The organism is Hylemonella gracilis str. Niagara R (assembly GCF_000600295.1).
Lineage (GTDB): Bacteria > Pseudomonadota > Gammaproteobacteria > Burkholderiales > Burkholderiaceae_C > Hylemonella > Hylemonella gracilis_A.
Map to the genome: position 1 here is coordinate 579674 of NZ_JEMG01000001.1, position 22829 is coordinate 602502.

The following is a 22829-nucleotide window of genomic DNA, read 5'->3' on the forward strand; positions in this document are numbered from 1 at the left end:
CCAAGCTTGAATAAGGCGGACGGTTATTAAACGTTCGTGACTTTAAGTTTAATAGCGACACCTGTCGAGTGCACGCCTCAGACTTGCGTGAACCCCATCTTCGTCAGATGCCCCGCCACCCGCGTCGCCAGTTCCTTCACCCGCCCCACACTGCCCCCACTCCCAGCATCACCCCGATCAACACCGGCTGATGCAGCATGTAAAAACTCAAGGACCAACGCCCCAGCAAGGCCAGTGGTGCCAATCCCTTGGGCAGCGGTCCGCCCAGCAAGGGCGCGGCGCGTTTGCCTGAGGTGCGCGCCAGCAGCCAACGGCCCAGGCCGTAGCCCCAGAGCATCACGCCCAGCCAGGGCAGGAGGGGCACGTAGTCTTCGGTGGTGGGCTTGTAGGTCACCAGGCCCAGCCAGTTGGTCCAGCGTGTGTCAAAGAAGGGGTGTTGCACGAACTGCGGCAGCAGCACGGCCAGCAGGCCGGGCAGGGCGCAGTGCCAGACCTGCAGGCGCGGCCCGGCCCAGCGCAGGAGCAGCAGCATGAGAGCCATGCCATGCAGCACGCCAAAGCTGATGTAGCTGCCGGGGAACATGAGCCACGAGCCCAGGGACACGAGCAGCGCGCAGCCCACAATCTGCGCCCAGCGTTGCCAGAAGCGTGGCCAGCCGATTTGTTGGGCGTGGGCCAGCGCCTGCCCCAGCCCGGCGCACAGCAGGAAGAGGCTGACGATCAGCGTGCGCTGCGTGGTCCAGAACGGGTCGCGGTAGAAGTCGGCCTGGAGCCAGCCGAAATAGGCCAGGTCAAAGCAGGCGTGAAAGCCCGCCATCCACAACAAGGCCGCGCCGCGCAGGGCGTCCAGGCGGGGCAGGCGGACGGGGGATTGGGGAGAAGACGCGGGGCGCGATGAGGTGCGAGCGGAAGAACGTGCGGGCTTCATGCGCGCACTGTAGCGTGGGGCCTTCACGTTCAAACTGCGGCGCTCAGCGCCCGCCCGCGCTCTCCAGTTCAAACAGAGGCATCTTGGCCTGCCGGCTGAGCCAGACGCCGCCGCCCAGCTCGGTGAAACCTTCCTGCAGGCCACGCCGGTACAGCTGGGCACGGTGGCGAAACAGGCGCGGGTCGGTCAGCGTGTCGTCGATGATGTCGCGTTCGTAGTCCTCGCGTGTCGCGGCCTCCAGGTACAAGGCGCCGCGGCTCAGCGTGGCGAGGTTGTGCAGGGCCCGCTTGAGGTCGGCGGCGCTCAGGTAGGGCAGCACGCCCTGGCAGATCACCAGGTCAAAAGGCTCTGTGCTCCGGTAGTCCACCACGGAGCCGCGTTCCCAGCCGTAGCGTTCGCACAGGTACTCGCTGTACTCCACGCCGTGGTACTGCGCTTCAGGGTAATGCCGGGCCACCACGTCGCGCCACAGGCCGATGCCACAGCCCACGTCCAGCACGCGCCGCACCGGCACACGCAGGTACTGGAGGTAGCTGCACACAAAAGTGCCCAGTCGCTCGAAATGGCCGGGGTCCACCACGCGGGTCTTCTTGTCGAAGTAATAACGCTGGTAATACGCCTCGTCGAACCATGCTTCACTGGCAGATTGCACGCTTGTTCCTTGTTGCCCTGCGCCCGACCGGGGCGCCAGCGCGGAGTATGGCCCAGGGGCACGCACACGCTTCATGCTGGCCATGCGCAAAAAAAACGGCGCCCGCAGGCGCCGTTCGTCTCCTCGGCCTCTGGTGTGATCGTGTGCTCAGGCGGCGGCCTTCACCTTCAAGCGCCAGGCATGCAGCAGCGGCTCGGTGTAGCCATTGGGTTGTTCCAGGCCCTTGAACACCAGGTCGGTCGCGGCTTTGTAGGCCATGGAGGTGTCGAAGTTGCCGGCCATGGGCTTGTACAGCGGATCGCCCTTGTTCTGCTCGTCCACCACGGCGGCCATGCGCTCGAAGGCGGCGCGCACTTGGCTTTCGGTCACCACACCGTGCAACAGCCAGTTGGCGATGTGCTGGCTGCTGATGCGCAGGGTGGCGCGGTCTTCCATCAGGCCGATGTTGTGGATGTCGGGCACCTTGGAGCAGCCCACGCCCTGGTCGATCCAGCGCACCACGTAGCCCAGGATGCCCTGGCAGTTGTTGTCGATTTCCTGCTGGATCTCGGCGGCCGTCCAGGGTGCTTTCATGCCGGGCTTGCCGGCCACGGGCACGGTCAGCAGGCGGGCCAGTTCTTTTTCTTCGATCTGCTTGAAGTTCTTGGCCTGGGCCTGCTTTTCCAATTGGTCCTGAATCGCGGCCACGTTGATCTGGTGGTAGTGCAGCGCGTGCAGGGTGGCGGCCGTGGGGCTGGGCACCCAGGCGGTGTTGGCGCCGGCCAGCGGGTGCACGGTCTTCTGCTTCAGCATGGCGGCCATCAGGTCGGGCATGGCCCACATGCCCTTGCCGATCTGCGCGCGGCCTTTCAGGCCGGTGGCCAGTCCCACCAGCACGTTGAGCTTTTCGTAGGCGTCGATCCAGGCGGTGCCCTTCATCGCGGCTTTGCGGATCATGGGGCCGGCGTGCATGGCGGTGTGCATCTCGTCGCCCGTGCGGTCCAGGAAGCCGGTGTTGATGAAGGCCACACGGCTCTTGGCGGCGGCGATGCAGGCCTTGAGGTTGACGCTGGTGCGGCGCTCTTCGTCCATGATGCCCAGCTTCACCGTGTTCTCGGGCAGGCCCAGCAGGGCCTCGACGCGGGCGAACAGCTCGGAGGCGAAGGCCGCTTCCTCGGGGCCGTGCATCTTGGGCTTGACGATGTAGATGCTGCCGGTGCGCGAATTGCGGATGCCATTCTTCGTGAGACCCTGCAGGTCGTGCAGGGCGATGGCCGTGGTGATGACCGCGTCCATGATGCCTTCGTGCATGTCGCTGCCGTCGGCGTAGCGGATGGCCGGGTGCGTCATCAGGTGGCCCACGTTGCGCACGAAGAGCAGGCTGCGGCCATGCAGCTTGATTTCCTCGCCGTTCGCGCCCTGGTAGACGCGGTCCGGGTTGAGGCGGCGCGTGAAGGTCTTGCCGCCCTTGCTCACCGACTCTGTCAGCGTGCCCTTGAGGATGCCCAGCCAGTTCTCGTAGGCCAGCACCTTGTCCTCGGCGTCCACCACGGCCACGGAGTCTTCCAGGTCCAGGATGGTGGACAGCGCGGCTTCGACCAGCAGGTCGCTCACGCCGGCCGGGTCGGTCTGGCCGATGGGCGTGCCGCGGTCGATCTGGATGTCGATGTGGATGCCGTTGTTGCGCAGCAGGATGGCGCTGGGCGCGGCGGCGCTGCCCTGGTAGCCAATGAACTTGCTCGGCTCGGCCAGCGTGGCTTGGCGGCCATCCTTCAGCGTCACGAGCAGCTTGCCGCCCAGCACGGCGTAACCCTTGGAGCCGACGTGTGAAGCCGGCTTGCCTTGCGCGGGGGCCAGCGGGGCCACGCGGTCCAGCACATGGCGCGCGTACTCGATGACCTTGGCGCCGCGCACGGGGTTGTAGCCCTTGCCGTCCGGCCCGGTCTTGGTCGCGCCCTTGTAGCCCGGTCCATCTTCGGGCAAAGCGTCCGTGCCGTAGAGCGCGTCGTACAAGGAGCCCCAGCGCGCATTGGCCGCGTTCAGCGCATAGCGCGCGTTCAGGATGGGCACCACCAGTTGCGGGCCGGCCTGCGCGGCCAGTTCGGCGTCCACATTGCTCGTGTCGCAGTGCACGTCCTTCGGCGCGGGCACCAGGTAGCCGATCTTTTCCAGGAAGGCCTTGTAGGCCTTCATGTTCTTCCCGGCCGTGATGGGCCCGGGGTTGGCCTTGTGCCAGGCGTCCAACTCTTCCTGCAACCTGTCGCGCTTCTTCAGCAAGGCGGCGTTCTTGGGGCCGAGGTCGCGGGCGATGGCGTCGAAGCCCGCCCAGAACTTGGCGCTGTCCACGCCCGTGCCGGGCAGCACTTTTTGTTCAACAAAACGGTGCAGCGCGGGCGCGACCTGCAGGCTGTGGACGCGGGTGAATTCGGGGGTAGGTGTCGTCATGGCGGACCTCCAGAGGGCAAAAACAGGAAAAGGGGGCGGACAGGGCGCAGCGCGACAGGTGCGCCTGTTTTTTTGGATGACGAACTGTATTTGATACTTAGCCATCCATTAATCAATAAATAATCTCGATATTCGGAACAAAAAGTATCGAATCAAGGCAAGACCAAGGTGAGGTGGGGGCAGAGGCGAGGCAGACATGGACAAACTCAAGCAGATGGAATCTTTCGTCGCGGTGGCCACGCGCGGCAGCCTGACGGCGGCGGCACGGGCCGAAGGCGTGGCCCCGGCCATCATGGGGCGGCGGCTGGATGCGCTGGAAGAACGCCTGGGCGTCAAGCTGCTGCTGCGCACCACACGACGCTTGTCGCTCACGCACGAGGGCAGCGCCTTTTTGGAGGATTGCCAGCGCCTGCTGGCCGACATCGCAACTGCCGAAGCCGGGGTGTCGGCGGGTGGGGTCAAGGCCAGCGGCCACTTGCGTGTGACGGCGCCAGCAGGTTTTGGGCGTCGCCACGTGGCGCCCCTGGTGCCGCGCTTTCGCGAGCTGCATGCCGACGTGACGATCTCGCTCAACCTCAGCGACCGGGTGGTGGACATGGCGCGCGAAGGCTACGACTGCGCCGTGCGCGTGGGTGACCTGCCGGATTCGTCCCTGGTCAGCGTGCGCCTGGCCGACAACCGGCGCCTCTGTGTGGCCACGCCCGAATACCTGAAGCGTCACGGCACGCCGCAGACGCCGCAGGACCTGGCGCGCTTTGATTGCCTGGTGCTGTCCAGCGAGGCTTCGCAGACGCGGGGCTGGGCTTTCCGCGTTCCTGGCGAGGGCACGCAGGACGCGGCCATGGAGAACGGGGCGGGAGCCGATGGGGAACTCATCCATTACCGGCCGCAAGGGCCGCTCGATTGTTCCGATGGGCAGGTGCTGCACGACTGGTGCCTGGCCGGTTACGGCATTGCCTGGCGCAGCACCTGGGAAGTGGAGGCGGACGTGAGTGCGGGCCGCCTGGTGCCCGTGCTGGAGGACTACGCCGCGCCGCCCAACGGCATCTACGTCGTCTTTCCGCAGCGCAAGCACCTGCCCTTGCGTCTGCGCCTGTGGCTGGACTTTCTGAAGCACCACTACGGCCAGCCCGCCTTCTGGCAGTCCCGCCGCTGAGCCCGGGGCGCGGGCGGCGCGCAAAAAAACAAGCCCCGGCGCTTGCGCGCACGGGGCTTGAGGGGGGAAGCTGCGGAGCGCTTACTTCTTCGCGGGAGCCGCTTGCTGATCGGCCATGCACTTCTTCACATGGCTGTTCTTGGCAGCGCCAGCCAGCTTCTTGTCGGCGGCGGACTTTTCGCACATCGCGTTGGCGTTGGCTTCGGCGTCGGCCACGCACTTCTTCTCGAAGCTGTTCTTGGCGGCGCCGGCCAGTTTCTTTTCGGCGGACTGGGCAGCGCAGGTGGCTGCGAAATCCTGGGCTTGAGCGGCAGTGCCGAAGCTCAGGGCCAGGCCGAGGGCGAGCAAGGAGAGCAGTTTTTTCATGATGTCTGTTGTCTCAAGGATTGAATGCTTGGGGCGTCCGGGATGGATACCCGGGGCGGGAGTCTAGCGCTTTGCCATGACAGGCCGCCAGCCCTGTTTCCGCACCATTCCTGGCGTCAACAGACCCTCACATCACGCCGCGTGGCCTGTTCAGTTCGTCGCCTCGAAGCCGGTGGCCTTGATGATGTGGGCCCAGCGTTCGGTTTCGACGTTCATCTTGCGCATGAACTTGTCGCCGCAGACGTCGGGGCTGGCGTCCAGGCCGGCGGTGGCCATGCGGGCCTGGAATTCCGGCGAGGCCAGCACCTGCTGGTGCGCCTGGGTCAGCTTGCTCACGATGGCGGGCGGCAGGCCCTTCGGGCCCGACAGGCCGAACCACACCGTGGTCGTGAGCTGGGGCAGGCCGAGTTCACCCACGGTCGGCACATTGGGCAGCTGGGCCACGCGTTTCTCGCTGGTGACGGCGTAGGCGGTCAGCTTGCCGGCCTTGATGTGCGGGCTGGCCGTGGCGACCTGCACAAAGCCCAGCGGGGCCATGTCGGCCAGCATGTCGTTGACCTGCTGCGGGCTGCTCTTGTAGGGGATGTGGGTCATCTCGGTCTTGAGCGCTTCGCTGAGCTGGTAACCCAGGAAGTGCGCGGGCGAACCCAGGGAGTAGGACGAGTAGATGGGCGGTGTCTTCTGGGTCTTGATCCAGGTCGCGAGTTCGCCGTAGTTCTTGGTGCCCAGGCTGGGGTTGCTGGCCAGCACCAGGGCGGCTTCCACGCCCTGGCAGATCTGCGTGAAATCCGTGGCCTTGTACTGTGCCTTGGGGTTGGCGTTGGGGGTGATGGTCATCATGCCGGCGGTGTTGACCAGCAGGGTGTAGCCATCGGTCGGGGCGCGCATGATCTGCTGCGCGCCGATCATGCCGCCGGCCGCGGGCGAGTTTTCCACCACCAGGGGTTGGCCCAGCAGCTTGCCCAGCTGTTCGGCCAGGGCGCGGGCGTAGACATCGGGCGGGCCACCGGCCGTGGACGGCGCGATCAGCTTGATGGGCTTGGTCGGCCAGGCTTGGGCCTGGCTCGTGGTGTGCACGAGCGCGAGCGCGCCCAGCAGCAGGGGCATGGCCAAGGTTTTGATTTTTTTCACGGAGAGTTCCTCTTCGGGTTGGGGAAATGGAGGTCAGCGCTGCGGCATGTCCTTGTAGGAATACCCCAGGCTGACCGTGGCGTCTTCGGGGATGTCGGGCACGGTGCTGGCCCAGTCCATCCACTGCTGGCGCAGGGTGGCAAAACGCTCGGGATGCTTGGCCGCCAGGTTGGCGCGTTCACGGGCGTCTTGCGTGACGTTGAACAGGTATTCGTGGTCATCCACCTTGAGGTACTTCCAATCACCCAGGCGCAGCGCACGCTGGCCGCGATGGTTCATGCGCCAGTAGAGCGGGCGCTCGAAGCGGTGGCCGGGGTCGCGCAGCACCGGGGCCAGCGACACGCCGTCCAGCGGGTAGTCCGGATGGGCCCGGCCGCCGCCGAGCTCAAGCAGGGTGGCCGACCAGTCCATGGTCATGCAGTGCTGCTCGCTCACGCTGCCGGCGGGGATCACGGCCGGCCAGTGCGCGACCCAGGGCACGCGGATGCCGCCCTCGGTCAGGTCCATCTTGCCGCCGACCAGGGGCCAGTTGTCGGAGAAGCGCTCGCCGCCGTTGTCGCTGGTGAAGACGATCAGCGTGTTGTCCAGCAGGCCTTGCGCGCGCAGCGTGGCCACGAGCTGGCCGATGCCCTCGTCCATGTGGTGGATCATGCGTCGGTAAGTCTCGACGTTGCCGCCGTCGAGGTGGAAGAGGTTGCTCGCCACTTCGGCGGCCAGGTGCGCGTCGTCGCGTGTTTCCCAGGGCCAGTGTGGCGCGGTGTAGTGCAGGCTCAGGAAGAAGGGCTGGCCCTCGCGGGCGCGCGGCGCCTGGCGCGTCACGTAGTCAAGGGCGCGCTGCGAGAGCAGGTCCGTCAGGTAGCCGATTTCGTGGTGCTCCTCTTCGCCGAGGAAGAGGTCATGGTCGCCCCGGCCCGAACAATGCGTGAAGTAGTCCGCGCCGCCGGCCATGATGCCGTAGAACTCCTCGTAACCCGAACGCAGCGGCCCGAAATTGGGCGGGTAACCCAGGTGCCACTTGCCCACCAGCGCGGTGGCATAACCGGCCTCGCGCAGCAAGGAAGGCAGGGTCGGCATATCAGTGGGCAGGCCCAGCCGGGGGTTGCCCTTGCTCTTGCTGTTGATTGGTTCTTCCATGCCCCCGCGCAGGCGGTACTGGTAGCGCATGGTCATCAGCGCGAAGCGGGTGGGAGAGCAGACAGGGGAATTGGAATAACCCTCGCTCAGGCGCAAGCCGCCTGCGGCCAGGGCGTCGATGTTCGGCGAGACGGGTCCGAAGCCGGCGGGGCGACCGCCATAACAGCCCAGGTCGGCGTAGCCCAGGTCGTCCGCGACGATGTAGATCAGATTGGGTTTCATGGCGGGGCCAGCTTAGGCAGCCACCACCCATCTGTAAAATTGAAAATTGACCTTTTGAACTAAAAAATTCCGATGGACCCACGCCATCTGGTCCAACTGGCCACCATCCTCGAAAAAGGCTCCATCACCCAAGCCAGCCGTCACCTGCACCTGACCCAGCCCACGCTGACGCACAACATGCAGACGCTGGAGATGCAGGCTGGCGGCGCGCTGTTCGAGCGCAGCCGTTTTGGGGTGCGCAGCACGCCGCTGGGCGAAATGCTGGCCCGGGAAGGCCGCGCCATCGCGCGCCGGCTGCAAGACGCGACCGAGGTCAGCGCGCGCCACCGCGGCGGCTTGAACCGGCAATTGCGCCTGGGCAGCGGCCCCATCGTCGGGGCCGCCCTGCTGCCGGGCCTGGTGCAGGTGCTGCAGGGGCAGTTCCCCGACATGGCCTTGCGTGTGCAGAGTGACCGGCCGCACCTGCTGGTCGAGCAGCTCATCGACGGCCGTCAGGACCTGGTGATCGCGCCTTCCTGGCTGGACAAGCCGCCGCCGGGCATCGAGCGCTGTCTGATGGTCAAGGACGATCTGGGCGTTTTCTGCGGCCAGACGCATCCGCTGGCCGCGCGCGGGCGGCTGGACCCGGGCGACGCGCAGGGCATGCCCTGGATCAGCCTGGGCACGGCCTCGCCCTTTGACCTGGACGTGGCTGAGATGCTGCGCGCCGCCGGGGTGGACAGCCCGCGAACCGACATCGCGGTGCTGGGCGAGGCCGTCGTGCTGTTGCGCATCCTGGCCGCAGGGGGGCACCTCGCAGTGTTGCCGCATTACCCCATACGCCTGTTGCGGGCGTTTTTTCCCTTGCAAGAACTCCAGCTCTCGGTACCGTCCCAGCCACGCCCCATCTACCTGTGGTGCCGCGCACCTCTGCTGGAGGACCCAGGTTTCCTGGCGATCCGGGACGCCATCCTGACTCACGCCGCTTCGGTCTGAGGCGGCCCGGCCTGGCCCCAGGCTTGCAGTCTGCTTAGACCGGCACGACCAGGGCTTGGCGGACCAGCCAGCGCAAGCCGCTGCCGTCGGGCGCGGGTTGCAGTTGCATCGAGGCCGCTTGCTGCGCCGCTGTGTCGAGCTGACGCCAGAGGAAATCCTGTGCGTTGCCCGGATCACCGGCGACGAAGAGTTGTGTCGTCAGTGAGCCGAAACTGGCGTGCGTGATCTTCAGGTGGATGTGCGGCGTGCGCCCGGGGTAGGCCACGGGGCGGATGGTGCGAAAGCGCAGTTCGCCGCCAGTCCCGCTGACCGTGGCGCCGTAACCCTGGAAGCCCGGGTCAAAGCGGCCCGGGGTTGCGGACATACTGGGGTGGCGGTAGACGGCCCGTGCGTCGCATTGCCAGATCTCGACCTGGGCGCCGTCGATGGCGCGGCCTTGGCTGTCCTCGACCTGCGCTTCCAGCCCCAGCCCCTCGCCTTGCGCGCGCAGCACGCCGTCCTTGCGGCGCACGGTGGTCAGGTCGGCATCCTGGTCGGGCCACAGCGCACTGTCGGCACGCCAGGCGCGCGGCGGGTAGAACGGCCCCTCAGTCAGGCGGGGCAGCCGCGTGCGCGCCGGTGTGGCGAGCGCGGGCGCGGCCAGGCAGGCGGCGGCAGTCAGGGAGGTGGCGATGAGGTGTCGGCGGCGCATGCGCGGCATTGTGCGCACGCGGACTTTTCCCTGGCCGCATAAGCCTTTCGACCGGTCGCGGCCTGCTGCGGCCAGACGGGCCGGACGGCCGCGTCAGGCCATCAGATGAGGCTGAGCACCAACCACAGCGCCGTGCCCCACATCATCAGCGCAACCAGACCATCCAGCGCGCGCCAGACCGCGACCGAGTTCAGCCGGCGGCCCAGCCAGAACAGGGCCAGGCCCAGGCCGACGAACCAGAGCAACGAGCCGGTGGCCGCGCCCAGGCCGAAGACGGCCGGGCCGGGGCCACCGTTCACGCCATAGGCCAGGGAGGCCGTGCCGATCAGCACCGCCGTGTCCAGCCAGGCGTGCGGGTTGAGCCAGGAGAAAGCCAGCGCGGACAGCACGGCCTGGCGGCGGGTCATGGCCGGGGGCTGGAGGGCGGCGGCGTCCAGGCTCACCGGTGCGGGGCGCAGGAAACGCAGCATCGCCTGCCAGCCGTAGACCGCCAGGAAGAGCACGCCCGCGCCGACCAGCGCGCCGTGCAACTTGTCAGACAGACCGCCGAGTTGCGCCAGTCCGAACACGCCCAGGGCGATCAGCACCACGTCAGCCAGAACGCAGATGGCGACGGTCAGGGCCAGGTGCTGGCGCTGCAGGCCCATGCGCAGCACATGGGCGTTTTGCGGGCCGATGGCCATGATGAGGGACAGGCTCAGCACCATGCCGGAGAGGAAGGCGGGGGAGACAGGCAGAGCGAAGGACATGAGGACACCTGAAGGACAAGTCGGCGCTTGAGCAAGGAACGCCGAGAGCAGCGGCGGAAAACGATGGGTTGCAGTATGTCCTTGTCTTTGCTTTTGTTTAATACTTTTAACTTAAACTTAGTAAACTCAATAATTAATTGAGCGATTGCGGCTTTGAGGACATCTCTGTTCTGCCGACCGCTTCCTTCTTGTTGCTTTGTTCGTCGCTGTTTTGTCAGGAGCTTGACCATGCTGGACGCCAAACAACTGGACGCCCTGGCCGCCGTGGTCGAACACGGCGGTTTCGGCCCTGCCGCGCAGGCCCTGCACCTCACGTTGGCGGCAGTGTCCCTGCGCATCAAGTCGCTGGAGGCCGAGCTGGGCCGGCGTCTGCTGGTGCGGGGCAAGACGGTGCGCGCCACGGCGGCTGGGCAGGCCCTGCTGGCGCATGTGAAGCAGGTGCGTGCCATGGAAGCCGACCTGCTGGCCAATTTGCAGGGCGTGGGCAGCGTGGACGGCGGGACGGGCAGCCGCGCCTGGCAGACCCTGCCGGTGGCCATCAACGCCGATTCGGTGGCGAGCTGGTTTTTACCCGGCGTCGCGCCGGTGCTGGCGCGCCAGCGCCTGCTGCTCGACATCATGATCGACGACCAGGACCACACGCACGACGCGCTCAAGAGCGGGGACGTGCTGGGCTGTGTCACTACCCTGGTCGCGCCCCTGCGCGGCTGCCTGGCCGAGCCGCTGGGCGTGCTGCGCTACCACGGCGTGGCCGCACCCGCTCTGGCGCGGGCATGCCGCGACCGCAAGGGACAGCTGTCCATCCACCAGCTGCTGGCGCAGCCGGCCGTCATCTTCAACCGCAAGGACGCGCTGCAGGACACCTACCTGGAGCAGCATTTCGGCCTGCGCCAGCCGCCCTACCCGCGCCACTACGCGCCCTCGGTGGAAGCCTTCGACACCGCCATCGCCCTGGGCCTGGGCTGGGGCATGGTGCCGGCCCACACGCTGGCGGCCCGGCGGGACAAGCCGGAAGGCGCCTTCGAGGAACTGCTGCCCGGCGCGACGGTGGATGTGGCTTTGTACTGGCAACACTGGGCACGTGAATCCCCCTCGGCGCAGATGTTGACGGCGGCCGTGAAGCAGGCGGCGCGCAAGCTGGATTGAGGGTGCTCAGCCTCAAAAAGAACCCCGCCGGGCTGGAGGAGGAGTGGGAGGAGTGCCGCGGCGGGGGTCAAGGACAGAAGCGGCTCAGGCCATATTCGGGGAGAAACAGGCACTGAACCGGTGCACAGCATAGGTGCTTGGCGCAGCGGCGGAAGGGATGGCCTGTTTTGATTGTGTGCCGTTTGGTGGCGCCAGGGGGCCATCCCCGGGCAGGCTGCGCTGTTGCGGCGACGCAATGTGTCCATTGGTAAGGTGGGTGTGTGTTGGGCACAGAAGGGGTGCTCCGCAGCGAGCGTGCAGGGGTGGGGTCAGTAGAATCACTCCCCTATGTTGTCCGTCAAAAACGAGCTGCTCCAGACCCTGTCCATCGTGCTGGAACAGCTGCTGCCCGGCGCGGGTGCTCGCGCCGCGTTCGAATCCCCCAAACTGGCCGAGCATGGCGACCTGGCCACCACCGCCGCCATGCAGATTGCCAAAGCGCTCAAGCAGCCACCGCGCCAGGTCGCCGAGGAACTGCGGCGCGCCTTGCTGGCCACGCCCGCCTTCGCCATCTGGGTGGAGGCGCTGGAAATCGCCGGGCCGGGTTTCATCAACATCCGGCTCAAGCCCGCCGCCAAGCAGGAAATCGTGCGCGAGGTGCTGGGCGCGGGGCCGCGCTACGGCCATCGGGCGCCGCAACTGGAAAAAGGTCAGCGCATGATGGTGGAGTTCGTCTCCGCCAATCCGACCGGCCCCCTGCACGTGGGCCATGGCCGCCAGGCGGCGCTGGGCGATGCGATCTCCAACCTCTACGCCACTCAGGGCTGGGAGGTCTACCGCGAGTTCTATTACAACGACGCGGGCGTGCAGATCCAGACGCTGGCGGTCAGCGTGCAGGCGCGCGCGCGCGGCCTCAAGCCCGGTGACGCGGGCTGGCCCGAGAGTGCCTACAACGGTGACTACATCGCCGACATCGCTGCCGACTTCATGGCCGGCAAGACCGTGCAGGCCGATGACCGCAGCTACACGGCCAGCGGCAAGGTGGACGACCTCGATGGGATGCGCCTGTTCGCCGTGGCGTACCTGCGCCATGAACAAGACCTGGATTTGCAAGCCTTCAACCTGCGCTTCGACAACTACTACCTGGAGTCCAGCCTCTACACGAGTGGCCGGGTGGACGCGGCAGTTGAAAAGCTGCGCGCCGCCGGCAAGACTTACGAGCAAGATGGTGCGCTCTGGCTGCGCAGCACCGACTATGGTGATGACAAGGACCGCGTCATGCGCAAGGGTGACGGCAGCTACACCTACTTCGTGCCGGACGTGGCCTACCACATCAGCAAGTGGGAGCGCGGCTTCCAGAAGGTCGTCAACATCCAGGGCACGGACCACCACGGCACCATCGCCCGCGTCCGTGCCGGCCTGCAGGCCGCTGGCGTCGGCATCCCCGAGGGCTACCCCGACTACGTGCTGCACACCATGGTGCGCGTGGTGCGCGGCGGCGAAGAGGTGAAGATCAGCAAGCGCGCGGGCAGCTACGTCACGCTGCGCGACTTGATCGAATGGACCAGCAAGGATGCCGTGCGCTTCTTCCTGCTCAGCCGCAAGCCCGACACGGAGTACACCTTCGACGTCGATCTTGCGGTTCAGAAGAACAACGACAACCCTGTCTACTACGTGCAGTACGCGCATGCGCGCATCTGCTCGGTGCTGGCGACGTGGAAGGACAAGGACGGCGGCGACCCGGCCACCCTGCGCGAAGCCGATCTGGCCGCGCTGGACACGCCGGCCGCGCATGCGCTGATGCTCAAGCTGGCCCAGTACCCGGACATGCTGACTGGCGCCGCCAAGGATTTCGCCCCGCACGATGTGGCTTTTTACCTGCGCGATCTCGCCGCCAGTTACCACAGCTACTATGATGCCGAGCGCATTCTGGTGGAGGACGAGGCCGTCAAGCGCGCCCGCCTGGCCCTGGTGGCCGCCACCGCGCAGGTGCTGCGCAACGGCTTGGCCGTGCTGGGCGTGAGCGCTCCCGAGAAGATGTAAGCGCGGCGGCGCTGGTTGTTCCGTCCGCACTGCATCCCATCTTCATTGAATTTTCTCCAACCCATTCCTGCGATATGAACAAGCAACGCGGCAGCACGCTACTCGGTTTCATCATCGGCGTTGTCGTCGGCCTGGCCGTGGCCCTGCTGGTCGCGCTGTACGTGACCAAGACGCCTGTGCCCTTCATGAACAAGGGCCAGAACCGCACGCCCGAACAGGACGCGGCCGAGCAGGAGCGCAACAAGGACTGGAAGCCCAACGCGCCCTTGGCCACCAAGACCCGTCCCGCCCCGGCACCGGCCGAGCCCGAGACACCCGCGCCCGTGACGGCGCCGGCCAAGTCGACTGACCCCTTGGGCGACCTGGCGCGTGCCAAGATCAGCGAGGACAACAAGGCCGCCAATCCCAACACCCTGGCCTATTTCATTCAAGTCGGGGCCTATTACAAGCCCGAGGACGCCGAGGCCCAGCGCGCGCGTCTTTCCCTGTCCGGCGTGCAGGCGCGCGTCTTGCGCGCGGAGGACGCGTCCGGCCGCCAGATCTACCGCGTGCGCGTGGGTCCTTACGAACGCAAGGAAGACGCCGATCGCGCCGAGAGCCAGCTCAAGGCCGCTGGCCAGCAGACCGCCCAGGTGCGCGGCCAGCGTTGAGCGCGGCAGACCACCCGCCGTCCCCCAGCGCCGTCCCATCAACGAAATCGCGACCAGGAGTCCCAACACCATGCAACGCCGTGAATTCACCCGCGCCCTGACCGCCGCCGGACTGGGCAGTGCCGTCGCCTTGCCGGCCACCTTTCCCCTGAGCGCATCGGCCCAGGTCTCGGGCTTCGAAAGCGGCCGCGACTACCTGCCGCTCAAGCAGGCCGCGCCCGTGGAAACGGCACCGGGCCAGATCGAGGTGGTGGAGTTCTTTTCCTATTACTGCCCGCATTGCAATGCCTTCGAACCCACGCTCGAAGCCTGGAGTCGCCGCCTGCCCAAGGACGTGGTGCTGCGTCGTGTGCCCGTGGCCTTCGTGGGGCCGCGCCCGGAAACCCGCCAGCGGCTGTTCTACGCGCTCGAAGCCCTGGGCCAGTTGAACCAGTTGCACGCCAAGGTGTTCCGCGCCGTCCACATTGACCGCCAGCGTCTGGAAGATCCGGCCGGCATCGCCGACTGGCTCGCGACCCAGGGGGTGGACAAGAAACAGTTCACGGACGCCTACAACTCCTTCAGCGTCGCGGCCAAGGTCGGGCGCGCCAACCAGCTGGTGAGCGCCTACCAAGTCGACGGCGTGCCGGCCCTGGGCGTGGCGGGCCGGTATTACACCGATGCATCGCTCACGCGCAGCATGGACCGGTCGCTGCAGGTTGTTGACTACCTCGCGGGCGAAGTCAAGAAAGGCCGCTGACGCGGCGCCTGCCCACGCCAGCGCGAGGGCAAGGGGCGTGCAGGGTCGGATCTGAACTTTCACAGTCCCGTAGGTTCATCCGAGTTCCCAGAAGGAAACACCGCGCATGGCCTCTGTTCCCCGTGCCGCCGCAGTGCTGGTGCGCATCGTGCGCGCCGAAGGGTCGGCCCCGCGCGAAGTGGGCGCCTGGATGTTGGTCAAGCCGCAGGCGGCTGCCGATGCTGGGGATCATGAATCGACCGAACCGATCCATGGGGTGACGGGCACCATCGGCGGCGGACACTTGGAGTTCGAAGCCATCGCCCACGCCCGAGCCCTGCTGGCCGGCAGGGCCGCGTTGTCCGATGAAGCGCAACGCCAGGCCCTGGGCCCCAGTCTGGGCCAATGCTGCGGGGGCGTGGTCTGGTTGCGCTACGAACTGCTGGACGCCAACGAGGCAGAGCACTTGCCTGCGCGTTTGGACGCCGACCCCGCAACGCTGCCGGTGGCGCTGTTTGGCGGAGGGCATGTGGGCCAGGCCTTGGCCCGGCAGTTGGCCGGTCTGCCGTTCGCGCTGCACTGGATCGACAGCCGGGAAGGCATATTTCCCACCGACATCGTGGCGAGCGCCGGGCGTCTGCGTTGTGAACATTCGGAGCCCGTGCAAGCCGCCGTACCCGCGCTGGCGCCCGGCAGCGCCGTGCTCATCATGAGTTTCAGCCACGCGGAAGACTTGGATATCCTGGCCGCATGTCTGAAGCGCGTGCGCAGTCAGGATGATCTGCCTTACATCGGTCTGATCGGCAGCCGGACCAAGTGGGCGACCTTTCGCCACCGACTGTTGGCGCGCGGGTTCGACGAGGCGGATCTCGCCCACGTCACCTGCCCCATCGGCGTGCCGGGCATCGCCGACGCCTTGCGCAAACGCCCCGAGGTGATCGCGGTGGCGGTGGCGGCGCAGTTGCTGCAGCTGCCCGGCTGGCCTCCGCGCTGAGGGCGCGCCCCGGGCACGGGGCGCGGTTCGGCTCAGCCGCCGAACAGGCTCTTCTTGCGGGTCTTGCGGATTTCCTTCTCGCTCTGGAACTCCACGATGCCGCTTTCGATGTTGGACAGCTTGAGCGTGAACTTGTAGTACACGTCGCGCGTCGAGCCGGCTGACTTGGTGATGGAGGCCAGGTTGCCGTAGAGCATGAACTTGGCGCCCAGCTGGCGGCCCATCTGCGCGGCCTTGGTCTCGTCCACCAGGCCGCTGTTGCGTTGGTAGTCCAACTGCTTCTGGACCGCGTCCATGCGGCTCATGTCCACGAAGCGGAAGCGGCGGGAATTCAGCAGCTTGGTCGAGATGGTGTCAGTGATGGACTCGGTGTCGATGTGCTCGATCGTCTTGTTCTTGATGCTCTCAATGAACAAGATCGGGCGTTCGCCATTCGGCGCGATGTCGCGCATCGCGGGCGAGGACAGCAGATCGTCCACCATCTTCTCGGCGATCATTTGCAGATCGCTGGAGCCGAAATCGGTGTTCACGGTTTCCACGCCGGTGGCGTCGCCGTATTCCACCTTGGAGGCGCAGCCGGACAGGCCAAGCAGGCCCAGCGCGGCGACGGCCAGCAGGGCCGTGGAGGCAGAGGTTTTCAGTTTGTTGGCAAGGATGAGGTTCATGGGGAGGCTCACTTCGTGATTTCCTGCGGTTCGCGGATCTGGATTTGGAAGCGGCGTGCACGGTCAAAAGGTGCCGTGCCGGTGACCGTCATGCGGTCCTTGCCCGCCAGCTTGGCCGGCCGCCAGGGGCGATCGGTTTCGTCCAGCGGCACGCCTTCGGTGTCCAGCCAGACGAACTTGTATTCGAACTTCAGTTCCTTGCGGCTGTCATTGACCAATACGGCACGCGCCAACGGCAAGCCGCCCTCGACCAGTGAGAGGGATGTTTTTTCGACCTCAATGTCGTCCTCGAAAGCGCCTCCGCGGTAGTCAATCAGCGTGGATGAACCGCAGGCGGCCAGCAGCAGGCTCAAGAGCAAGGGCAGGCCGACGCGTCCGGCGCCCGCCAGAAAGGGAAAGAACAGGACTTGTTTCATGGTGACTCCATCACAGAGGATAAACCCGACTGTAGATACTACCCGGCAAAACGGTCAGGTGCAGCAGCGTGGGTTTGCCTTTGCGCACCTCGACCTTGATCGGTTCCTGTCCGGGCCGACCAGGCAGGGCAATCTGATGTTCCCCTTCGGCCAGCGGCAGGCGTAGCACCTGCGCGCTGCCGGGCAGGGTGAGCCAGGATCGCAGGTCCGCCTGGTCCGTGGCCACTGTAAAGAGCATGGTGGCGAGGCCCAACAACAGGGCTTCGTCGCTCTTCTGGCTGCTGCGCATGGCGTTGCGTTGCAGTTCCTGCTTGGCGATCAAGCGCAGGAAGGAGTGCACCAGCAGATCCCAGACCTCGTCCTTGAGCGTGCGCACGGCCAGCGCGCGGGTGTCGGTCAACAAGGCAGTCTGATGTGCTTGGCCGTTCACCGTGAGTGTGAGGGGCTGAGGCGCGGCGACCGAGCGGTACACTGGGAAGCTGACATAGTTGGCGGTGCGGTTGGTGTAGACCGGGATGGTGACAGCTTGCTTGACGGGCGCCAGCCCTTCCTCCAGGTAGACCACCAGCTCGCCTTGCGCCGCGTCGGCTGCCGTGGGTCGGCTGGGCAGGGGAATCTGGTACTGCCGGGCCAGTTTCTGGACATCGTCCATGCCGGCCCGCGCCCCGCTGCGTACCGCGTCCTGCCGCAGGTAAGGGTTGTCGGGCACGATCTCGAGTGCCTTGCGGTAGTCGATGTAGGCGTCGTTGGCCTGGCCCGTGGCCTCGTAGATCAGGCCCGAGAGGTAAAACGTCGCCGCGTTCTGGAAGCCGGACTTGACGCGACCTGCGGCCAGGTCCATGTCGCTGAAGAACTTGTCGTAGTCGCCGGCGTTCAGTCCCTTGGACTGGGCTTCTCGTTCTGACTTCTCCCGCGCTTCGTCCACCGCGTTGGCCTTCTTGGCCAGCGCCTCCACCTGCACCTGGTTGGCGCGGCGGACTTCCACCAGCGCGCCGGTCACATCACCTTGTGCCAGGTAGTTCAGGGCCTGGTACTGGTGGACGAAGACGCGTTCATACGTGCGCCCCTGGTAAGGCCTCGCGTTGTCGTTGCTGTAGAGGCTCAGCCCCGAAGTCGCCAGCGCCGAGGCCGAGATGGTGGCGCGATCGTCCTGGGCCTGGAAGCGCGCAATCGCCGCCGCAAAGTCGGTCTTGCTGCCTTCGGTCTGGCCTTCTAGTTGCTGGATGCGCGCGCGTTCCAGCAAGTAGAGCGTACCGTCGGCGCTCTTGGTCTTGCTGCCTATGGCCTTGACGGCGGTTTCGGGTTTGCCGGTTTCCAGGGCCTGCCGGTAGGTCTGGGCCGTGGCGGGGTAAGGTACGAAGACGGAGCTGCCCGCGCAGCCCGCCAGCAGGAAAACAATCAGTGTGGTGAGAAAAGGGCGCCATGGCAACTGCTGGATCCCTTTCGCGATTTGTGAATCCATCGGCCGCGAATCGTTTGCAGACATGCATGGATTGTGCTGCAAGCCAAGCCAGACAGGCGGTTGATACCGAAACTCATTGACATTCGTTGCTGACTGCAGCGTTCTCCCGCCTGGATACGTTGGTTTGGCATACTTACTTCTTTAGGTGACAGGGAAGCAGATGGCACAAAGTATTCGCGTGCGGCGTTGCCGACAACTCGTTATGGTTGTATTCGCCGCCACGGTAGCCGTGGTTTTGGCGAACTTAAAGTCCGAGGCGCACGCGGGCGATCTCGAGATCCGGCCCCAGCATGCAGTCCAGCCTATGAACAAGTCGCTGGCCCTGGAGCGATTCGCGGCCCTGCCGTTGCTGTCACAGGTGACGCTGTCCCCTGATGGTCAGAAGCTCGCCATGCTGATGAACCGTGGCGGTAGCACCTACCTCGTGACGCGTGCCACTGCAAGCAACGACGCTCCGAAAGCATTGCTGCACAGCGACAACAAGGAGTACCACTTCAACTGGATCCGTTGGGTTAACAACGATCGTATCGTGGTCAGCCTCCGGTTCGCCTCGCGACGCAATTTTGTGGGGACGATTGAGACACGTTTGCTGTCGATCAAGGCCGAGGGGGGCGAAGTTGTCAACCTCGTGCGAGCAGACAGTGTGTCAGGCAGTGCACGCCGCGCCACCATCGTGAGGCAGATCCAGGATCGGGTGATCGACTGGTTGCCTACCGATGACCAGCACCTGCTGCTGGCCTTGTCGAATCCGGGTTCAGAGGCGCCTGCCGTCTACAAGGTCAACGTCAACACCGGACAACGAACGATCATTAAAGTGCCTGAGCGCCATGTGCAGTGGTGGGTGACGGATGCGCAGGGCCGGGTGCGCGCAGGTGTGCGGCACGAAGACGGAACATCCGAGGTGCGCGTGGCCAGTGCCGATGGTAAGGAATGGCGTACGCTTTGGACTTTCAGTCTTGGGCAAGACGAAGTCTGGCCGTTGGGCTTTGGCCAGGATCCCAATGAGCTTTATGTCCTGGCTGCCCACGAAGGCCGCCGTGCAGTGTTTTCGGTGCGACTCGATGACCTATCGCTCAAGAAAACCCTGCGGTTTGCGCACCCTACACAGGATGTTCATGGTGATCTGCTGCGCTCGCCCGTCACCCAGGAGGTGATTGGTTTGCGGCGTAGTCCTGACGACGATGAGAGCGGCCAGATACGTGCCGAATTGTGGGAGCCCATCTGGCGCGCGCAGATGCAGGCCATCGATGCCGCCCTGCCGCAGCGTGAAAATCTGCTGATCGACATCAGCCGCGACGGGCAGCTGTATCTCATCAGCTCGGAAAGCAGTCGACAGCCGCGCGAGTTCTACATGGGCGATCGCCGGACAGGTCGAGTCACGCTACTGGGGGGCACCTATCCCGATCTTGACGTGACGTTGCTTGCAGGCAAGTGGCGCCAGAGAATCAAGGCCCGTGATGGTCTCGAACTCGACAGCTTTTTGTCCCTACCCAAGGATCGGGCTGTCGGAGATGGCGGCGCGCCGCTGCCCTTGGTGTTGTTACCCCACGGCGGGCCGCAGATTGCGGACGATGATGACTTCGACCCATGGACGGCGTTCCTGGCAAGTCGCGGTTATGCGGTGTTGCAGGTCAACTTCCGCGGCTCTGACGGCTATGGATACAACTTCCGTGCTGCCGGTCTCAAACGTTGGGGGTTGGAAATGCAGGATGACCTGGCCGATGGCGTGGCCTGGGCGGTCAGTCAAGGCGTGGCGGATCCCGCGCGCGTGTGCATCGTCGGTGCGAGTTACGGCGGCTATGCGGCGCTCATGGGCGTGGTGAAAACGCCTGAGCTGTACCGATGCGCGGTGAGTTTCGCCGGTGTGTCGGATTTGCCCGACCTGATCAGGCATTGGGGCAACTACATTGGAGGCGATGAATGGGGCGAGGAACAGATCGGACGATTTTGGGGGGACCGGGCGCGCCTTCAGGCCACCTCGCCGGCGCGCCAGGCCGAGCACATCCGCGTACCCGTGCTGCTGGTGCATGGCACTGTGGACCGTGCAGTTCCTATTGAGCAGAGCGAAGCCATGGTCAAGGCGCTGAAGCGTGCCGGCAAGCCATACCGCTACATTGAGCAGGAAGGCGGCGACCATTACCTGAGTCGCTATGAGCATCGCCTTGAGTTCTTCACGGCCATGGAGTCCTTCCTGGACGAAAACCTGCGCGCCACACCATCGCAGCTCAGTACAAGCCGCTAAGTAAAGACTAAATACGGCCACGTCTTGCTCTTCATCGGAGGCATTTCACACCCCGCCATCCCCATTTCGTCACATTCCGCTGGTCATCCTGGGGCGGGCGCTGCAGAGTGCGCCCATCGACCACAGGAGTAGTCCATGCTGATTCAACTCATCGTTCAACACCCTGAAGCCTTGCCAACCGTCATCCACGGCACGCCAGGCTGGGTCTGGGGTGTCGCCGCTGGCCTGGCCGTGCTGGGCGCCAGCCAACTGAAGGATCGTCAGGCCAGTCTGACTCGTGTCTCCTTGATGCCGCTGGCCATGACCGCGTTTTCCATCTGGGGCACGGTGTCTGCCTTGCGCGCTTCGCCCCTGCTGGCGCAGGCTCTGGGTGTTTGGATCATGGTGGCCCTGACCGTCTTCGCTCTCGTGGCGCGTTTGCCAGCGCGTGCCCGCTACGACGCTGCCACCCGCAGTTACGCCATTCCCGGCAGCGTGGTGCCCTTGCTGCTCATGTTGGGGATTTTCCTGGTGAAGTATGTCGTCGGTGTGGACCTGGTCATGGCCCCGCAGCTGATGCATGAGTCCTCTTATGCATGGACCGTGGCCGCCCTGTACGGTGCTTTCACCGGTCTTTTCGTCGGCCGTGCCGCTCGGCTCTGGAAGTTGGCCTTGCCGAACCGCCGCGCCTTTGCCGTCTGAATTCGACCGTCTACACACACCGATCCTCGCACCCAGGAGCAGCACCATGCGATCCCATGACCCTGAAATGAACGACCTTGAGCGCCGGGCCCGCCGCCGCGCGGGCGCCAAGCTGGGCTGGTACATCCACGCCACCATCTACGTTGCCGTCAACCTGCTGCTGATGTTCTTGTCGGCGCAGAGCCCGCGCGGCTGGGCCATCTATCCGGCGATGGGCTGGGGCATGGGCCTTGCGATCCACGGCCTGGTGGTGTTCGTGCTTACCACTGGCGTGCATGAGCGCCTGGTGCAGCGCGAGCGCCGCCGGCTGATGAAACAGCCCGGAGGCACGCCGTCATGAACTTTCCATCCTGGCGCCAAGTGCGAAGCCTCCTGCCCTGCCTAGCAGTCTTCACGGCCGTCGCGGCACAAGCCCAAGTGGGCTTGCGAGAGTTGCCTGGCTTGTCAGGCGATGGGCCGGTCACGGTCTTCTACCCGAGCGATGCACCGGCCCAGCCCACGGTGCGCGGGCCTTTCACCATCCAGGTCGCAGCGGATGCCACGCCCACGCGGGGCAATGGTCGATTGGTGGTGCTCTCGCATGGCTCGGGTGGTTCGCCTTGGATCTACAGCGACTTCGCGATCCGACTGGTGCGGGCGGGTTTTGTCGTCGCGCTGCCCGAACACAAAGGCGACAACTGGCACGACCACGGCATGATCGGTCCCCCGTCCTGGAAACGGCGTCCGCACGAGGTGTCCCGTGCCATCGACGTGGTGGGCGCCGACCCGCAGCTCGCGCCCCTGGTGCGACTGGATCGTGTCGGCATGTGGGGCATGTCCGCCGGCGGGCACACCGCGCTGACGCTGGCGGGCGGGCGTTGGTCGCCTTCGGCACTGCGCGCGCATTGCGAGGCCCACATCGACGATGACTTCACCGCCTGCGTGGGCCTCACACTGGAGTTGAAAGGCAACTGGGCCGACGGTATGAAGAAATCGGTGGCGCTTTTCTTCATCGGCTTCTTGCTGGACGACACGCAGTGGTACGGACACACCGACCCGCGCATCGCGGCCGTCGTGGCCGAAGTGCCCTTCGCGGCGGACTTCGACCTGGCGTCCCTGGCGCGGCCCGCCGTGCCGCTGGGGCTGGTGCGCAATGCGCAGGATGCCTGGCTCAAGCCGGCCTACCACGTGGACCCGGTGCGCCAGGCCTGCGCCCCTTGCACCCTGGTGATGGACTTGCCAACGGCTGGGCATGGGTCACTCATTTCCCCGCAAGTCCCAGACCTGAGCGGACAGGTGGCGCGCTTGCTGGCCGACCCGCCCGGTTTCGACCGTGCCCAAGTGCCCCAGGCCCATGAACGCATCATCCAATACCTGGAACAACACCTGCTGCCCTAGAACGTGGTGCCTAAAACCTAGAATCTTC

Annotated in this window: 22 protein-coding genes; 11 read left to right on the forward strand and 11 right to left on the reverse strand. The window is 65.6% G+C overall.

Going from position 1 to position 22829, the window contains the following annotated elements; all coding sequences use genetic code 11:
* Nucleotides 1-136: 136 nt before the first annotated feature.
* The 3 genes from AZ34_RS02680 to AZ34_RS02690 form a co-directional block, all read right to left on the reverse strand.
* A complete protein-coding gene (locus AZ34_RS02680; protein ID WP_035610691.1) occupies nt 137-928 on the reverse strand; it encodes a DUF1624 domain-containing protein in 792 nt (263 codons plus the stop codon).
* Nucleotides 929-971: 43 nt separating this feature from the next.
* Nucleotides 972-1580: a class I SAM-dependent methyltransferase gene (locus AZ34_RS02685; protein ID WP_035604529.1), complete on the reverse strand. Its 609-nt coding sequence runs from the start codon at nt 1578-1580 to the stop codon at nt 972-974.
* 147 nt (nt 1581-1727) lie between these two features.
* The gene (locus AZ34_RS02690; protein WP_035604531.1) at nt 1728-4004 is read right to left on the reverse strand and encodes a malate synthase G; all 2277 of its coding nucleotides are present in this window, start codon (nt 4002-4004) and stop codon (nt 1728-1730) included.
* 196 nt (nt 4005-4200) lie between these two features.
* Between AZ34_RS02690 and AZ34_RS02695 the strand changes: the two genes are divergently transcribed.
* Entirely contained in the window at nt 4201-5160 is a 960-nt protein-coding gene (locus AZ34_RS02695; protein ID WP_035604534.1) for a LysR family transcriptional regulator, read from the forward strand.
* Nucleotides 5161-5241: 81 nt separating this feature from the next.
* Here the strand turns inward: AZ34_RS02695 and AZ34_RS02700 are convergent, their stop codons facing one another.
* The 3 genes from AZ34_RS02700 to AZ34_RS02710 all read right to left on the reverse strand — a co-directional run bounded on the left by AZ34_RS02700 (nt 5242) and on the right by AZ34_RS02710 (nt 8013).
* Complete coding sequence (locus tag AZ34_RS02700) at nt 5242-5526, reverse strand: hypothetical protein (RefSeq protein WP_035604539.1); 285 nt, start codon at nt 5524-5526, stop codon at nt 5242-5244.
* 150 nt (nt 5527-5676) lie between these two features.
* Nucleotides 5677-6657, reverse strand: a complete 981-nt coding sequence (locus tag AZ34_RS02705; protein WP_051509475.1) for a Bug family tripartite tricarboxylate transporter substrate binding protein — start codon at nt 6655-6657, stop codon at nt 5677-5679.
* Between the two features lie 33 nt (nt 6658-6690).
* The gene (locus tag AZ34_RS02710) at nt 6691-8013 is read right to left on the reverse strand and encodes a sulfatase (protein WP_035604541.1); all 1323 of its coding nucleotides are present in this window, start codon (nt 8011-8013) and stop codon (nt 6691-6693) included.
* 72 nt (nt 8014-8085) lie between these two features.
* Between AZ34_RS02710 and AZ34_RS02715 the strand changes: the two genes are divergently transcribed.
* Nucleotides 8086-8988 (forward strand): LysR family transcriptional regulator, encoded by a 903-nt coding sequence (locus tag AZ34_RS02715; protein WP_035604543.1) that lies wholly within the window; start codon nt 8086-8088, stop codon nt 8986-8988.
* A gap of 34 nt (nt 8989-9022) precedes the next feature.
* Here AZ34_RS02715 and AZ34_RS02720 read toward each other — a convergent pair whose 3' ends face one another.
* Both AZ34_RS02720 and AZ34_RS02725 read right to left on the reverse strand, forming a co-directional pair.
* A complete protein-coding gene (locus AZ34_RS02720; protein ID WP_231495445.1) occupies nt 9023-9679 on the reverse strand; it encodes an intradiol ring-cleavage dioxygenase in 657 nt (218 codons plus the stop codon).
* Nucleotides 9680-9780: 101 nt separating this feature from the next.
* On the reverse strand, nt 9781-10428 hold the full coding sequence (locus AZ34_RS02725) for a LysE/ArgO family amino acid transporter (RefSeq protein ID WP_035604547.1): 648 nt from the start codon (nt 10426-10428) through the stop codon (nt 9781-9783).
* A gap of 228 nt (nt 10429-10656) precedes the next feature.
* Here AZ34_RS02725 and argP point away from each other — a divergent pair, with 228 nt between their 5' ends.
* The 5 genes from argP to xdhC all read left to right on the forward strand — a co-directional run bounded on the left by argP (nt 10657) and on the right by xdhC (nt 15958).
* The gene (argP, locus tag AZ34_RS02730; protein WP_035604551.1) at nt 10657-11574 is read left to right on the forward strand and encodes an HTH-type transcriptional regulator ArgP; all 918 of its coding nucleotides are present in this window, start codon (nt 10657-10659) and stop codon (nt 11572-11574) included.
* Nucleotides 11575-11901: 327 nt separating this feature from the next.
* Nucleotides 11902-13596: an arginine--tRNA ligase gene (argS, locus tag AZ34_RS02735; RefSeq protein WP_035604554.1), complete on the forward strand. Its 1695-nt coding sequence runs from the start codon at nt 11902-11904 to the stop codon at nt 13594-13596.
* Nucleotides 13597-13670: 74 nt separating this feature from the next.
* Nucleotides 13671-14246, forward strand: a complete 576-nt coding sequence (locus tag AZ34_RS02740; protein ID WP_035604557.1) for an SPOR domain-containing protein — start codon at nt 13671-13673, stop codon at nt 14244-14246.
* Nucleotides 14247-14316: 70 nt separating this feature from the next.
* Nucleotides 14317-14985 carry a thiol:disulfide interchange protein DsbA/DsbL gene (locus AZ34_RS02745; protein WP_035604559.1) on the forward strand — a complete coding sequence of 223 codons (669 nt, stop codon included), beginning with the start codon at nt 14317-14319 and terminating at the stop codon, nt 14983-14985.
* Between the two features lie 106 nt (nt 14986-15091).
* Nucleotides 15092-15958 carry a xanthine dehydrogenase accessory protein XdhC gene (gene xdhC / locus AZ34_RS02750; protein ID WP_035604561.1) on the forward strand — a complete coding sequence of 289 codons (867 nt, stop codon included), beginning with the start codon at nt 15092-15094 and terminating at the stop codon, nt 15956-15958.
* A 32-nt stretch (nt 15959-15990) separates the two neighbouring features.
* Here xdhC and lpoB read toward each other — a convergent pair whose 3' ends face one another.
* From lpoB to AZ34_RS02765, 3 genes are read right to left on the reverse strand one after another with little or no spacing between them, the layout of a single operon-like run.
* Entirely contained in the window at nt 15991-16623 is a 633-nt protein-coding gene (gene lpoB / locus AZ34_RS02755) for a penicillin-binding protein activator LpoB (protein ID WP_051509477.1), read from the reverse strand.
* 8 nt (nt 16624-16631) lie between these two features.
* Complete coding sequence (locus tag AZ34_RS17495) at nt 16632-17039, reverse strand: DUF1425 domain-containing protein (RefSeq protein ID WP_051509478.1); 408 nt, start codon at nt 17037-17039, stop codon at nt 16632-16634.
* Nucleotides 17040-17049: 10 nt separating this feature from the next.
* Nucleotides 17050-18501 carry a COG3014 family protein gene (locus AZ34_RS02765; protein ID WP_035604563.1) on the reverse strand — a complete coding sequence of 484 codons (1452 nt, stop codon included), beginning with the start codon at nt 18499-18501 and terminating at the stop codon, nt 17050-17052.
* Nucleotides 18502-18805: 304 nt separating this feature from the next.
* On the opposite strand from AZ34_RS02765, the gene AZ34_RS02770 reads away from it, so the two are divergent.
* From AZ34_RS02770 to AZ34_RS02785, 4 genes are all read left to right on the forward strand, one after another.
* Nucleotides 18806-20743, forward strand: coding sequence for an alpha/beta hydrolase family protein (locus tag AZ34_RS02770; protein ID WP_051509479.1), 1938 nt, complete (start codon nt 18806-18808; stop codon nt 20741-20743).
* 135 nt (nt 20744-20878) lie between these two features.
* The gene (locus tag AZ34_RS02775; RefSeq protein WP_035604566.1) at nt 20879-21424 is read left to right on the forward strand and encodes a DUF6622 family protein; all 546 of its coding nucleotides are present in this window, start codon (nt 20879-20881) and stop codon (nt 21422-21424) included.
* 46 nt (nt 21425-21470) lie between these two features.
* A complete protein-coding gene (locus tag AZ34_RS02780; protein WP_035604569.1) occupies nt 21471-21764 on the forward strand; it encodes a 2TM domain-containing protein in 294 nt (97 codons plus the stop codon).
* Nucleotides 21761-22801 carry an alpha/beta hydrolase family protein gene (locus tag AZ34_RS02785; protein WP_081767050.1) on the forward strand — a complete coding sequence of 347 codons (1041 nt, stop codon included), beginning with the start codon at nt 21761-21763 and terminating at the stop codon, nt 22799-22801. Before AZ34_RS02780 ends, AZ34_RS02785 begins: the two co-directional genes overlap by 4 nt.
* Nucleotides 22802-22829 lie beyond the last annotated feature (28 nt).

Bases quoted from the DNA above. Each gene is read 5' to 3' on its own strand.
- AZ34_RS02680 (WP_035610691.1), bottom strand. From the start codon at position 928: ATGAAGCCCGCACGTTCTTCCGCTCGCACCTCATCGCGCCCCGCGTCT.
- AZ34_RS02690 (WP_035604531.1), bottom strand. From the start codon at position 4,004: ATGACGACACCTACCCCCGAATTCACCCGCGTCCACAGCCTGCAGGTC.
- AZ34_RS02695 (WP_035604534.1), top strand. From the start codon at position 4,201: ATGGACAAACTCAAGCAGATGGAATCTTTCGTCGCGGTGGCCACGCGC.
- AZ34_RS02700 (WP_035604539.1), bottom strand. From the start codon at position 5,526: ATGAAAAAACTGCTCTCCTTGCTCGCCCTCGGCCTGGCCCTGAGCTTC.
- AZ34_RS02710 (WP_035604541.1), bottom strand. From the start codon at position 8,013: ATGAAACCCAATCTGATCTACATCGTCGCGGACGACCTGGGCTACGCC.
- AZ34_RS02715 (WP_035604543.1), top strand. From the start codon at position 8,086: ATGGACCCACGCCATCTGGTCCAACTGGCCACCATCCTCGAAAAAGGC.
- AZ34_RS02720 (WP_231495445.1), bottom strand. From the start codon at position 9,679: ATGCGCCGCCGACACCTCATCGCCACCTCCCTGACTGCCGCCGCCTGC.
- AZ34_RS02725 (WP_035604547.1), bottom strand. From the start codon at position 10,428: ATGTCCTTCGCTCTGCCTGTCTCCCCCGCCTTCCTCTCCGGCATGGTG.
- argP (WP_035604551.1), top strand. From the start codon at position 10,657: ATGCTGGACGCCAAACAACTGGACGCCCTGGCCGCCGTGGTCGAACAC.
- argS (WP_035604554.1), top strand. From the start codon at position 11,902: ATGTTGTCCGTCAAAAACGAGCTGCTCCAGACCCTGTCCATCGTGCTG.
- AZ34_RS02740 (WP_035604557.1), top strand. From the start codon at position 13,671: ATGAACAAGCAACGCGGCAGCACGCTACTCGGTTTCATCATCGGCGTT.
- AZ34_RS02745 (WP_035604559.1), top strand. From the start codon at position 14,317: ATGCAACGCCGTGAATTCACCCGCGCCCTGACCGCCGCCGGACTGGGC.
- xdhC (WP_035604561.1), top strand. From the start codon at position 15,092: ATGGCCTCTGTTCCCCGTGCCGCCGCAGTGCTGGTGCGCATCGTGCGC.
- lpoB (WP_051509477.1), bottom strand. From the start codon at position 16,623: ATGAACCTCATCCTTGCCAACAAACTGAAAACCTCTGCCTCCACGGCC.
- AZ34_RS17495 (WP_051509478.1), bottom strand. From the start codon at position 17,039: ATGAAACAAGTCCTGTTCTTTCCCTTTCTGGCGGGCGCCGGACGCGTC.
- AZ34_RS02765 (WP_035604563.1), bottom strand. From the start codon at position 18,501: ATGGATTCACAAATCGCGAAAGGGATCCAGCAGTTGCCATGGCGCCCT.
- AZ34_RS02770 (WP_051509479.1), top strand. From the start codon at position 18,806: ATGAACAAGTCGCTGGCCCTGGAGCGATTCGCGGCCCTGCCGTTGCTG.
- AZ34_RS02775 (WP_035604566.1), top strand. From the start codon at position 20,879: ATGCTGATTCAACTCATCGTTCAACACCCTGAAGCCTTGCCAACCGTC.
- AZ34_RS02780 (WP_035604569.1), top strand. From the start codon at position 21,471: ATGCGATCCCATGACCCTGAAATGAACGACCTTGAGCGCCGGGCCCGC.
- AZ34_RS02785 (WP_081767050.1), top strand. From the start codon at position 21,761: ATGAACTTTCCATCCTGGCGCCAAGTGCGAAGCCTCCTGCCCTGCCTA.